This is a genomic window from Shewanella sp. (assembly GCF_047975355.1).
In the GTDB taxonomy this organism is placed as follows: domain Bacteria; phylum Pseudomonadota; class Gammaproteobacteria; order Enterobacterales; family Shewanellaceae; genus Shewanella.
Genome location: NZ_JBKEDJ010000064.1, coordinates 1 through 12,601 on the forward strand (window position 1 = coordinate 1; position 12,601 = coordinate 12,601).

At 49.4% G+C, this 12,601-nt stretch carries 10 protein-coding genes; 6 read left to right on the top strand and 4 right to left on the bottom strand.

Annotated features, from left to right (window positions below; genetic code table 11):
* The first annotated feature begins 252 nt into the window (after positions 1–252).
* The 4 genes from ACK5NH_RS16195 (at position 253) to ACK5NH_RS16210 (ending at position 5,490) form a co-directional block, all read left to right on the top strand.
* Positions 253–1,440: an aromatic amino acid transport family protein gene (locus ACK5NH_RS16195; RefSeq protein ID WP_416921740.1), complete on the top strand. Its 1,188-nt coding sequence runs from the start codon at positions 253–255 to the stop codon at positions 1,438–1,440.
* A gap of 257 nt (positions 1,441–1,697) precedes the next feature.
* The gene (locus tag ACK5NH_RS16200) at positions 1,698–4,901 is read left to right on the top strand and encodes a YdbH domain-containing protein (RefSeq protein WP_416921742.1); all 3,204 of its coding nucleotides are present in this window, start codon (positions 1,698–1,700) and stop codon (positions 4,899–4,901) included.
* A 13-nt stretch (positions 4,902–4,914) separates the two neighbouring features.
* The gene (locus tag ACK5NH_RS16205) at positions 4,915–5,115 is read left to right on the top strand and encodes a YnbE family lipoprotein (protein WP_011716849.1); all 201 of its coding nucleotides are present in this window, start codon (positions 4,915–4,917) and stop codon (positions 5,113–5,115) included.
* Between the two features lie 24 nt (positions 5,116–5,139).
* Positions 5,140–5,490, top strand: a complete 351-nt coding sequence (locus tag ACK5NH_RS16210; protein WP_011626323.1) for a YdbL family protein — start codon at positions 5,140–5,142, stop codon at positions 5,488–5,490.
* A gap of 151 nt (positions 5,491–5,641) precedes the next feature.
* Here the strand turns inward: ACK5NH_RS16210 and ACK5NH_RS16215 are convergent, their stop codons facing one another.
* From ACK5NH_RS16215 to ACK5NH_RS16225, 3 genes are all read right to left on the bottom strand, one after another.
* Complete coding sequence (locus ACK5NH_RS16215) at positions 5,642–6,427, bottom strand: S1 family peptidase (RefSeq protein ID WP_416921744.1); 786 nt, start codon at positions 6,425–6,427, stop codon at positions 5,642–5,644.
* A 570-nt stretch (positions 6,428–6,997) separates the two neighbouring features.
* Positions 6,998–7,837 carry an S-formylglutathione hydrolase gene (gene fghA, locus ACK5NH_RS16220; RefSeq protein WP_416921746.1) on the bottom strand — a complete coding sequence of 280 codons (840 nt, stop codon included), beginning with the start codon at positions 7,835–7,837 and terminating at the stop codon, positions 6,998–7,000.
* A 127-nt stretch (positions 7,838–7,964) separates the two neighbouring features.
* Positions 7,965–9,104, bottom strand: a complete 1,140-nt coding sequence (locus tag ACK5NH_RS16225; RefSeq protein ID WP_011622557.1) for an S-(hydroxymethyl)glutathione dehydrogenase/class III alcohol dehydrogenase — start codon at positions 9,102–9,104, stop codon at positions 7,965–7,967.
* A 194-nt stretch (positions 9,105–9,298) separates the two neighbouring features.
* Here ACK5NH_RS16225 and ACK5NH_RS16230 point away from each other — a divergent pair, with 194 nt between their 5' ends.
* Positions 9,299–10,180: a LysR substrate-binding domain-containing protein gene (locus ACK5NH_RS16230; protein ID WP_416921749.1), complete on the top strand. Its 882-nt coding sequence runs from the start codon at positions 9,299–9,301 to the stop codon at positions 10,178–10,180.
* An 86-nt stretch (positions 10,181–10,266) separates the two neighbouring features.
* Here ACK5NH_RS16230 and ACK5NH_RS16235 read toward each other — a convergent pair whose 3' ends face one another.
* Positions 10,267–11,556 (bottom strand): NAD(P)/FAD-dependent oxidoreductase, encoded by a 1,290-nt coding sequence (locus tag ACK5NH_RS16235; protein ID WP_416921751.1) that lies wholly within the window; start codon positions 11,554–11,556, stop codon positions 10,267–10,269.
* A gap of 281 nt (positions 11,557–11,837) precedes the next feature.
* Between ACK5NH_RS16235 and ACK5NH_RS16240 the strand changes: the two genes are divergently transcribed.
* The gene (locus tag ACK5NH_RS16240; protein ID WP_416921753.1) at positions 11,838–12,482 is read left to right on the top strand and encodes a DUF938 domain-containing protein; all 645 of its coding nucleotides are present in this window, start codon (positions 11,838–11,840) and stop codon (positions 12,480–12,482) included.
* Positions 12,483–12,601: the final 119 nt, after the last annotated feature.

Genomic DNA, 12,601 nt, shown 5'->3' on the forward strand with positions numbered 1-12,601 from the left:
AAAGGCGAGTGTTATGCGTATTACCACAGCTTATTATCCCTATCTGTAGCCGCAATGGCATAGATAGGCACACTCGCCTGACCTTCCATTGTGGCCATATCCCCAACGATCCGCAGATTGCGCCACGATCACAATACAGGTACATCACGTACCCTTTAATTCCCAATATCACGCGCCACTCTGCACAGCTCCTCAATAAAGCACTCATCTGACACAGTTGAGCCATTAATAAAGACGTTTGAGCGTAAAGTTATGACACAAAATAAATTTTTCGGCAGTTTGCTACTGATTGCAGGCACCACCATCGGCGCGGGCATGCTCGCACTTCCTATCGCCTCAGCAGGACTCGGTTTTGGTGTATCGAGCCTGATTATGTTGCTCCTCTGGGCGCTGATGGCCTACACCGCCCTGCTGATGGTTGAAATCCACCAATTTGCCCCGAGCGATGCGAGCCTGAACCACTTAGCCCGCACACTTTTGGGCGCTAAGGGCCAAGTGATTGCCAGTGTTGCCCTGATGTTTTTACTCTACGCCCTGTGCGCCGCCTATATCGCGGGTGGCGGCGAGCAAGTCAATCAAAAGCTCAATGCTTGGTTAGGATTAAATCTGCCGCCACAGGCGGGCGCCGTGTTATTTACCCTGTTAATCGGCACCATAGTCGGCTTAGGCACCCATTGTGTCGATTTGATCAATCGCGTGCTCTTTAGTTTGAAAATCATTGCGTTAATCCTAATGCTGGCCCTATTACTGCCACAGGTTGAAGGTACACATTTACTCGAGTTGCCACTGGAACAAGGGCTTATCGTGTCGGCCATTCCAGTGATTTTTACCTCCTTTGGTTTTCATGGCTCGATTCCGTCCGTGGTGCGCTACTTAGGCGTTGAGGTAAAAAGCCTGCGTAAAATCATGCTGCTCGGCTCGGCATTACCGCTACTGATTTACCTGCTGTGGCAACTGGGCAGTCAAGGCGTACTCAGTCAAAGCCAACAGATGACGAATCAGAGTCTTTCAGGCTTTATCAATCAGTTAGCCAGTGTACTGCACAGCCAATACTTAAGATCTGCCATCAGTGTGTTTGCCGATCTGGCGCTGGCAACCTCCTTTTTAGGGGTGAGCCTAGGCCTGTTTGACTTTATAGCGGCGAATTTAAGGCAGCAGGATAATGCCGCGGGTCGCAGTGTTACCGCCGCCATTACCTTCGTGCCACCTCTGGGTTTTGCCCTCTTCTACCCGCAGGGATTTATTACCGCCCTCGGCTATGCGGCGATCGCCCTCGTGATCCTCGCAATTTTTTTACCCGTGGCCATGGTGTGGGTACAAAGACAAACGCGCGATAAGGCAAACCTGCCTCAGGGTTACCGCGTCGCGGGGGGGAAGTTTGGTTTACTTTTGGCTATGCTCTGCGGAGTGGCCGTGATTGGCGCTCAGCTCTTAGGATAAGCAGCGCGGATAAACAATCGCGATAACGCTATTTTACCTTAAGCCGTATAAGTGCCTGTAAAATCAAGATGAATAATGACAGGCACTGAGTCTTACTTCGCGCAAGGTTGCCAAGTTCTTTATTAGTCAGCCAGCGGCTTGAGTGTTAAACTGCCGCTAATCCCACTTGCCGTTCAGCATAGGCAGGCCCAAATCGCCTCACGCTCCCACGGGGAACAATAGCCAGGCGCTGATGATAAGGATGACAGTAGAACCCCATGGTTAACACGCCGACATCGCCAAATCAGGAGACTGCCGAGCACGCGCATCAGGCGATGCCTCAAGAGGCGACTGCGGCCGCAGCGCCATATTCGTCGGCGCCTCGCCGCGGTTCTACACTCAAAAAGCGCTTAAAACAAAGTCTGATTGCCACCACTGTGGCCGGCCTGTTAGCTGGCGCGGCGCTAACCATTTGGATCGTCAACAGCCAAACCGAAGCCCTGATCCTGCGTGTCGCAAATTATGCATTAAGTGGCATGGACGGTGAGCTTAGCGATATTCGTTTAGGTCCCATGGGTTTAGAACGTTGGCAAATTCGCTCTGCGAGTCTACGCGTACATGACTCGCATTTAGTAATAAATAATCTTGATATTCAGCTTGAACTCAACTGGCCCAAGAGCCTTGAAGAACTGAAGCAACTTGTCCAAGTAGAGAGTTTGACTCAAAAAATCAAGCGCATTAGCACGGGCGAGATAGACGTTGAACTCGGTGCATCACTGCTGGAGCGAAGCCCCACCATCGCCGACGAACAAACACCGGCGCTGGCGTTAAATATCAAATCCTTACCCTTAATTGATATAGGTAAAACCACGCTCAGATTAGCGCCGCAAGCTGAGCTTCCCCCCTATCAACTGGTGATGGATAAACTCAGCCTTAACCGTCAAAGTGAATTAACCACGGCATTTAGTAGCCCCGTGGGTGAGCCGTTAGCCCAGTTTGCCGCGACGCTTGGCAACGAACAATGGCGCTTGAAGAGCGAGCTTAATATCGCACCGCTACTGGAAAACCTGCATCAAATTTGCCTGCGCCAAACCCAAGGGAGCATCCTCAGCCAATTAACCCTGTGGGATCTACAATGGCAGCAACTTGGAATAGGATTAACTGGGCAGCTGAGTTCTGAGAGTGCAATGACTCTCGCCACAGGCGAAATCACAAGCCGCCACAGCATTCAGCAGTCCAGCATCAGCTTAAGCCATTTTGCCGACTTAACGCTCGCGCCGCAGCCGGCTTTGGGATTTGAGCTTAGTGGATCACTTGCCTCACTCAATCTCACCCTTGAGCCCTTTAGCCTTGCGCTTACGCCAAATGCAGCACAGCACACGCAGCTATTAGCAGCACTTAATCAGTCTCTGCAATTGAGCGATGAAAACTCTCAAGCGCTCCTTACCCTGCTCTCGGGGCTGAAAAGCACCGAGGCGCCCGTGGGCCTTGCCTTTTCAATGACAACGCCGCTGCACTATCCGCTGACATCTCAAGCGAGCACCCATAAACCAATAGCGCTGCCCGCATTCGAGTTAACCACCCTAGGCAGTAAACTTGAGACACGTATTCACTTACAAGAGACCCAGTTAACGCCCACGCCAGATGCTTGGAATGTCGAGAGCCGCTGGCAGCTCGCGCTTGAACAAACGACCCAGCTGTCGCTGCGGGACCTCTGGCACGCAGCCCCGCAGGATCTCAGTTGGGGCGCGGGAATGCTACAAACGGCGGGTCAGGTTAGCGTTGCTCAGTCGGCTCAAGGACTGAATTGGCAAGTCAGCACAGCGCCAGTGACGAGTATTCCAAGTGACTCAAGCGACACTCTGCAATTTGCGCTGGAAGACGTGCAGCTACAACAAACAGCGCAAGCCGCCGAGCATCAAACGAAACAGACGCAGTTAAGCCTTAGCAGTATTCAGCTCAACGCCAAGGCCCCCATGACCGCAAGTGCAACCCTGTTAGCGACTAAGGATACGACTGGCGCGCAATCGAGCGAGTTTGCCTTCAAACTGCCGCCGCTCTCACTCGCCTTGTCGCAGCTGCGCGTGAGCCAAGCGGTAGACAATTTTGCGAACAACAGCGCGGCGACTACAATACAGAGCAGTCGCAACGATATTAGCCTCAAGGCGTTCTCACTTGAGACATCAAAGCCGATGACGCTCGATTACTCCTCGCTGCAATCCATTGAAAATACTATCCAATCGAGTCAGTTGAGTAATCAAGTGAACTGGCAAGCGCAGCAACTCTTGATTGAAAAACAGCTCAGCGCCAAAGGCCGAACACGAAAGCAGACTGTCCTTAAACTGGATAATTTAACGCTCGCGCAGACATTAAACTGGCAAAACCAACGCCTTCACGGCCATGAACAGTGGCAAGTCGGCACGGTTGCGCTACAAAGTGACCATCAATTACAGTTCGCCGCGCCTCACAAGCCTCTGCTGTTAACGGGCCAGTGGGTTGTCGATACCAGCATGACAGAGGCTTTGTCTTTGCTGAATCAAACCCAGCCCTTGCCCGCTGAGTTAAATGTGACCGGTCATAACCAATTACAGGCACAATTTAAGCTGACACATGAGCCAGAGCAGACCCAATTTGCGATGCAAATTACCCAGTCGATGACAGAGATGGAAGGTTTTTATCAAGACACGACCTTTGAAGGCGGGAAATTACAGGCCCAATGCGAGTTCACCTGGGGGCAATCCTATAAGTCGCCGCAAGCACCAGGCTATTTCAGCAGTTTAAGCCGACTGAACTGCCCGCAGACCGTGATGACTTTTAACTTGTTCGATCCCGGCTTCCCCTTGACCGATATCGAAGTGGAGGCCGATATTGTCCTCGCCAAGGATGCAGAGAAGCTGCCCGACAATTGGCTGCAACAACTCACGGGCTTAAGTGATACCGACGTGTCGATGACCGCCAAGGGCAAAGTATTGAGCGGCCAGTTTTTATTGCCTGACTTTAATTTAAAATTGCAGGATAAATCCCACGCCTATCTATTATTGCAGGGCATGAACCTTGAGGAAGTGCTGCGCATTCAGCCGCAAATTGGTATCTATGCCGATGGTATTTTCGATGGTGTGTTACCCGTGGATTTGGTCGATGGCAAAGTCTCGATCAGCGGTGGCCAACTGGCTGCCCGTGCGCCCGGCGGCCTCATCGCCATTTCAGGTAATCCGGCGGTCGATCAAATGCGCCAATCGCAACCTTATCTCGATTTTGTATTTTCGGCGCTAGAACATTTAGAATACAGCCAATTATCCAGTAGCTTCGATATGAATCAAACTGGCGATGCCAACTTATTAGTGGAAGTCAAAGGCCGCAGCCGAGGGATTGAACGCCCCATCCACTTGAATTACTCTCATGAAGAGAACATGCTGCAATTATTCAGGAGTCTTCAGATTGGTAACGATCTGCAGGACAGAATCGAAAAATCCGTGAAGTAACAAGGAAACCTCAGTGAAGATCATTCAATTACAGCAAGTGAGTTTAGGTACATTGCTGCTACTGGCGGCATTGCAAGGCTGTGCGCCAACGGTAAAGATTGAGCCACCTGATAAACCGATTGTGATTAATCTCAATGTGAAAATTGAACACGAGATAAAAATCAAAGTAGATAAGGAGCTAGATCAGCTTCTATCAGATGATAAGTTGTTCTAATCACGAAGAATTGAGGAATATACAATGAAATCAATGCCACTCAAAACCCTGCTACAAAAGCCAACATTACTGCTGTTGCTCGGCCTGAGTTTATTCAGCTTAAATGCCTTTGCCATGTCATTGCAGGAAGCCAAATCCCAAGGTTACTTAGGTGAGCAGCTCAATGGCTATTTGGGTCTAGTGCAAAATAATAGCGAGGCCAAGGCCGTGATGGACGATGTGAACAACAAACGCCGCGCCCATTACGAAACCATCGCTAAAAAGAACAATATCTCCGCCGCCGATGTGGCCAAACTTGCCGGTGAAAAAGCCATCGCCGCCACAGATAAAGGCAACTATGTGCAAAACGCCCAAGGAAAATGGGTTAAAAAGTAGAGATTTAGCACAGCTAAGCGACTAAGCACTGACAAAAACGCCTGCAATTGCAGGCGTTATTGTCTCTATCATTGATTACGGAATGAAAAACGTACCTGTTTTATGCTGAAGCTGTACGCCCATATCGCATCCATTGCAGCATTAGGCATTGTTAGCTATCAGAGCAGCCAGCAAGCACAGTCTTTGATGCCTGTAATAAGGTTTGCTCAATCCAATCCCGAAAGTATGAAATACGTGAGTAATGTTCAATCACGCCATACTTGCCCTCTTCCCAATTAGTTGACTCGGCATTTTGCCATGAGCTGACACCGATAAGACAAACTGAATCGGCCGAGACGAGATACGCGGGGCCACCCGAATCTCCTGGGCCACTTATCCCCTCCAATGGTAAGGCATTCGTGTCGCGGTCAAAGATAAATTGCAGCCATTGCTCCTGCACCCCGACCACGGCATTGTGTGCCGCGCGTAATTGTTTGTCGGCCCCCACAACGCCCACCAGCCCATTACCATAATCGCCACGTCCGACGAAGATGGCGATTTTGCCCGTCTCGGTTGAGGCATGATTTAATTTAGCGAGTGTTGCGTCTTCAATGGGAGAAGCCAATTGAACCAAGGCAATATCGTAGGGAAAGTGCCTTTCTTTCCAAAGAGGATGTTTTATCACCTCTTTAATCAGGTAAAAATGCGTTTTAAATTGCACTTTACTGCCTGTCCTTAGCTCATTGGCCACGTGCGCCGCCGTCACAATCCATTGCTTACCGATAAGGCTACCAGTGCCAAGCACGATTTCATCGCCTTTATAAAGCCCTAAAAAGGTGACCGTCGAATTATCGCTTTGCGCCGCCGCTTGATATTCAGTGTCAGCCACATCATGCCGAATAATCATGGCATTGGCGGTGCTGGATATAGCCAGTAACAGTACAAACATCCATTTCATGTTGAACTCCCTATTCTTTTGTAGATTAATTCGCCACTATTAAGTTAACAGCATATTAAGCCGTGACATTAGTTAATATTAAGTAGAATTAGCTGCGGCTAAACCTATCGCATTAAATAGATGGTTTTAACCCTATATCAGCACAGACTTCGGCTAACATTTTCGCCGTCAGTCCTGCGGGGCTAATTGCCGCTGCAGAGTGATACGCATTATGTCCCTATGCCATTTAGATGGTGTTCGTGAGCGTATTACTTCAATCAACATGCCCACGCTAAGCGATGACTGCTGAGTTATTACGGCAAAGCTTTTATTTCTGAGCGATTACGACCTCTTTATTCCAACTCAGCTATTGCACAGCGCTATTCCAATTGGCGAGAACTTACCAGCTTTTTCTCGTTTGATATATAGCCGCAAGATTCAAATAATTCAGGCGCAATAGATCAACACTGAATATTGCTCTACATAGTAATTTATCCGTAGAGAATAAAAAGAGCAGTGAACTTGATGTTCACCGCGCTTTTTAATGCTTAACTATGGGGTTTAATTCTGGGGGGTTAACGCTAGGTTGTGTTATTTAAAATACAAGCTATGGAATTTAAGGTGTTCTTCAATAAAGCTCGCAATAAAATAATAGCTATGGTCGTACCCCGCCTGCATACGCAAATCTAAGGGATAGCCTTTCGCTTTGGCGATATCAGTGAGCGTTTGCGGCATCAGTTGCGCCTCTAAAAAGCTGTCGGCGTCACCTTGGTCGACTAATACGGGCACTTCGTTAATCGCCAGTTTTAGCAACTCACAGGCATCGTATTGGCGCCAGTGCTCGCGATTCTCGCCCAAATACTCGGTAAAAGCTTTAATCCCCCAAGGCGCGTTGCTTGGATTACTGATAGGACTAAAGGCCGAGATTGAACTGTATCTGTGGGGATTGGTTAACCCTATCACTAATGCGCCGTGCCCGCCCATCGAATGGCCAGAGATAGCGCGCTGCCCTGTTACGGGGAAATTGGCTTCAATCAGCGCAGGCAGTTCATGCACTATATAGTCGTACATTTTATAGTGACGATTCCAAGGCGCTCTGGTCGCGTTTAAATAAAACCCCGCGCCAAGACCTAAGTCATAGGCTTTATCCGGCGCATCGGCAACATCATCGCCACGAGGACTCGTATCGGGGGCGACGATAGCCATTCCCAACTGAGCCGCAATACGCTGCGCGCCCGCCTTCTGCATAAAGTTTTCGTCGGTACAGGTGAGACCCGATAGCCAATACAACACAGGCACAGGTTTGTTGGCCGCCTCGGGTGGCAGGTAAATCGCAAAGCGCATCTCGCAATTCAGCGCCTGAGATTGATGGCGATACTGTTTGTGCCAACCACCAAAACTCTTGTTACAGCTGATATTTTCTATGGTCATTTCAATCCCTTTCCTGTTCACTTTCAGCGTTTAGCTTGCCGTTCAAGACCCTATCACAAGCTTAAAACGCACAAGCAGCAGATAAGCCGTTAGCGGTTATCTGCTGCTGTGATGGCAAACTGAGCGCTTATTTATCGAAATGGATCACGCTGCGAATGCTCTTGCCTTCATGCATCAAGTCGAAGGCTTCGTTGACTTGCTCAAGTCCCATAGTGTGGGTGATAAAGTCATCGAGCTTAAACTCACCTGCTAGGTATTGTTCAACGATTTTAGGTAATTGCGAGCGTCCTTTCACACCACCGAAGGCAGAACCGCGCCATACGCGGCCCGTCACCAGTTGGAATGGACGGGTAGAAATCTCCTGCCCTGCGCCCGCAACACCAATGATCACTGACTCGCCCCAGCCCTTGTGGCAACACTCGAGCGCGCTGCGCATCACATTGACATTACCGATACATTCGAAGGAGTAATCCACGCCGCCATCGGTCATTTCGACAATCACTTCTTGAATAGGTTTGTCGAAATGTTTCGGATTAATACAATCGGTTGCCCCTAATTTACGGGCAAGTTCGAATTTGGATTCATTGATATCGATGGCAATGATCCGGCTAGCTTTGGCCATGGTCGCACCAATAATGGCCGAAAGACCGATACCGCCAAGGCCAAAAATCGCCACGGTCGCGCCTTCTTCCACTTTAGCAGTGTTCATCACGGCACCCATACCTGTCGTCACACCACAACCTAGCAGACAGATCTCTTCTAATGGCGCAGTTTTATTGACCTTAGCCAATGAAATTTCAGGTAATACAGTGTATTCAGAGAAGGTAGAACAGCCCATGTAATGGAAAATTGGCTGGCCGTCTTTATAGAAACGCGTGGTGCCATCTGGCATTAAACCTTTGCCTTGAGTTGCACGGATCTTCTGGCACAGGTTTGTTTTACCCGATAAACAGAATTTACATTCGCCACACTCAGGCGTGTAGAGAGGGATCACATGGTCACCCACCTGCACGCTGGTCACGCCTTCGCCCACTTGCTCGACAATACCACCGCCCTCATGGCCGAGGATCGCAGGGAACACGCCTTCTGGATCGTCACCACTTAAGGTAAACGCATCGGTATGGCATACCCCAGTCGCCACGATGCGAACTAACACTTCGCCGGCTTTAGGTAACATCACATCGACTTCTTCAATCTTGAGCGGCTGTCCCGGCCCCCAGGCCACGGCGGCCTTTGACTTGATAAACTGTGGTTTTTCGTTCGACATGCTTGCCTTTCCTTCTCTTAATCAATGGGCTTATCGATTTACGGCTTATCCTAGCCCGACTCGCTTGTAAGCATAGATTGGGGCGAACGGATAAGCTTAAAATAGTGTGCAGTAATGCAGTCACTAGATTGTATTTATTTCCTGAGGATTGATAATCTAGCATCTTGGCAATTCATTTTTACCAAGGAGTAACAATGTACCTTTGGGATGGCATATCAGAATTTGTGGCTGTGGCCGAAGCCGAGAACTTTACCTTGGCGGCGCAGCGCCTCAATGTGTCCACCGCCCACGTGAGTCGGCAAATCGGCGCGCTGGAAAATCGCCTCGGCACTAAGCTGTTTTACCGTACGACTCGCAAGGTATCCCTCACCGAAGAAGGCACTATTTATTATCGCCATTGCCGCCAATTACAGACAGGACTCGAGGAGGCCGAACGGGCTATTACCGATCTAAAGGGCTCGCCCCAAGGATTGGTGAAACTCACCGCGCCAGTGGCCTACGGCGAAAAATTTATCATGCCGTTACTCAATGATTTTATGGTGCAGTATCCCAGTGTGGAATTTAATGTTGACTTGACCAATAGAACCTTAGACTTGATTGAAGGCGGCTATGATTTGGCCATTCGCCTTGGCAAACTCGCCGACTCCAGCCTGATGGCCAAACCCTTGAGTAGCCGCACCCATTATGTGGCCGCCTCACCCTGCTACGTTGAAAAATACGGTGAACCCCATACGCTTTCGGAGTTAAATCAACATAATTGCCTGATCGGGAATCACAATTACTGGCGCTTTATCGAAAATGGCCGCGAGCGCAATATCAAGGTACGCGGCAACCTTATCTGCAACAGCGGTTACGCCCTGCGCGATGCAGCGTTAAAGGGCATTGGGATAGTGCAACTCCCTGATTATTATATTGAGGAAGATATTCATGCAGGTCAACTCATCTCCTTCCTCGACGCCCACCGCGAAGCTAAAGAAGGCATTTGGGCACTCTACCCCCAGAATCGTCACCTGAGCGCCAAAGTGCGGGTATTCGTGGATTATCTGGCGGAAAAACTGGCGACGGTGAATGAATAGCGACTAATCCATTGCAGAGACCCCGAGTCACAAATCACCATTTGGGTACTAATAACGTAGCTAGAGCTTGACGGGTTACTCGCTATTTAGCGCCAGTTTTCCCTCAGGGTGTAATACAACATCCCTAACGCAAGGGCCTGATTACCAAACCATTCATTCAATGGGATCCGGATATGACGCATCGCGGCGAAGAGATCGAACTCTCGCATTTGACCATCGATCGCCTGCCCCATGATCTCGGCCATAATATGGGACGTCGCCACCCCATGGCCCGAATATCCCTGACAATAGAAGATATTCGGCGCTATCTTGCCCAGTTGGGGAATACGGTTAATCACGATCCCCGCCATGCCTGCCCAAGCAAATTCAATGTCGACGCCCTTTAATTGGGGGAAAGTGCGTTCAATCGCCGGACGCAGCTCGGCGGCAACGTTTTTAGGATCGCGACCGCTGTAATTGGTGCCACCGCCAAACATCAAACGGTTATCAGCGGTTAAGCGATAATAATCCAGCACAAAGCGGCAATCATACACGGCTAAATCCTGCGGATTGAGTTGCTTAGCCAGCTCTGGCGACAATTTGGCCGTCGCGCAATTACCAAGGGAGGCGGGAAATAACATGCCCCGCAACTGAGGTCGGCCCAATTTATGGTAGGCATTACCGGCGATAAGCACACTGTTTGCCTTCACCCTACCCTTTGGCGTGACTACAGTTGCCAGCTCTCCTTGCTGAATATCCAGCACCTGTGAATGTTCAAAAATTTTAGCGCCCAAGGAGGCCGCAGCTCGCGCTTCACCAAGACATAAATTCACCGAATGCAGATGCATATTACGCCGATTAACCAACCCGCCGTGATACAAGGGCGAAGCTAAATAGGCGGGCATCTCCTGCGCAGGCACTAAGGTCATAAACTCACCCATGCCACGACGATTGGCTTCATCGAACATTTGCTGTAACTCGCCCAGATGTGCGGGGCGATACGCCGTCTGGATATGGCCAAATTTTAAATCACAATCAATGCCATACTTCGCCACTCTGTTTTTGATAATATCGTGGCCGCGCCAGCGCAGATCCCACACATAATCCTCGGCCTCCTGACCAAGCTGACGCCGCAATTGCTTGGTCATGGCGGCATCGCCAGATAGGCTTCCGGTTACTTGGCCACCATTGCGGCCTGTCGCGCCCCAGGCAATTTTATTTGCCTCTAATAATGCGACCTTGTAGCCTTTTTCAGACAATTCCACAGCAGTCGCCACACCGGTAAATCCGCAGCCAATAATGGCCACATCGACCCGAACATCGCCTTCAAGTTCTGGATAATCAGACTCTTGCTTGATGGTGGCATTGTAATATGAGGCGCAGCGTTTGGCAGACATAGGGCTCCTTTGAACAGATCTGAGTTTTTTGTTTTATATTTTTTACATTTGTTCAGAATTTTTGAGTATATCGAAGCTAATATCTGGGTCAACATAAGATTGTGGGAACGGAATGAAACTCAACCCGTGCGGCCATCCAGAATCGTGCTTATCAATAGAATTCACCGCCGCATTGGCTTAAGCTACAGACCATTACAACCACGAGGGCTGACTGATACAACGCAATATCTGTAGAACAAACATTTTGCCTGCCCCTCGCAAGGACAAATTTAGGACATACCATGTTTCAGGATTTCCAAACACCGCCTAGCTTGCTGCCTTTTTCTCAAGCCTGTGAAAATAACAAAGCGCCCATACTCGCCGTGCTACAAACCGCCTTTGCCAACGCCAAACAGGTGCTTGAAATTGGCAGCGGCACCGGACAACACGCGGTCTACTTTGCCGAAAATCTGCCTCAGCTTTTTTGGCAAACCAGCGATCAAACCGATTACCTTGAAGGCATTAGCGCAAGATGCTGCCAACAAGGGCATCAAAAAGGCATCAACAACCTCGGCTTGCCCTTCGCACTCGATGTCACACAACCTTGGCCCATCAATGACCCCCGTATCGACGCCGTGTTTAGCGCCAATACCCTGCATATTATGAGTCAAACCATGGTTGAAGCCTTCTTTACTGGCTTGGGCCAATATTTGCCACAACTCAAGACCCTCTGTATTTACGGTCCTTTTAACTACCAAGGTCAGTTTACTAGCGACAGCAATCGTCAATTCGATCAGTATTTAAAACAAAGAGATAGTGAGAGTGGTATTCGGGACATAGAATGGATTATTCAGCTCGCCCAAGCGCAAGGCATCACACTGATTGCAGATACCGCCATGCCCGCCAATAATCGGCTACTGCATTTTTCAAAACACGCCACTGACTGATACTAAGTAAAACGCTAACTTAATCATGTAGTTAACCTGTGCTGACTGACTAGCAAGCCAATTTAACACTCAGTCCCATTTGCGAATAGAACAATGCTCGCTATAATTACTGTATTTAT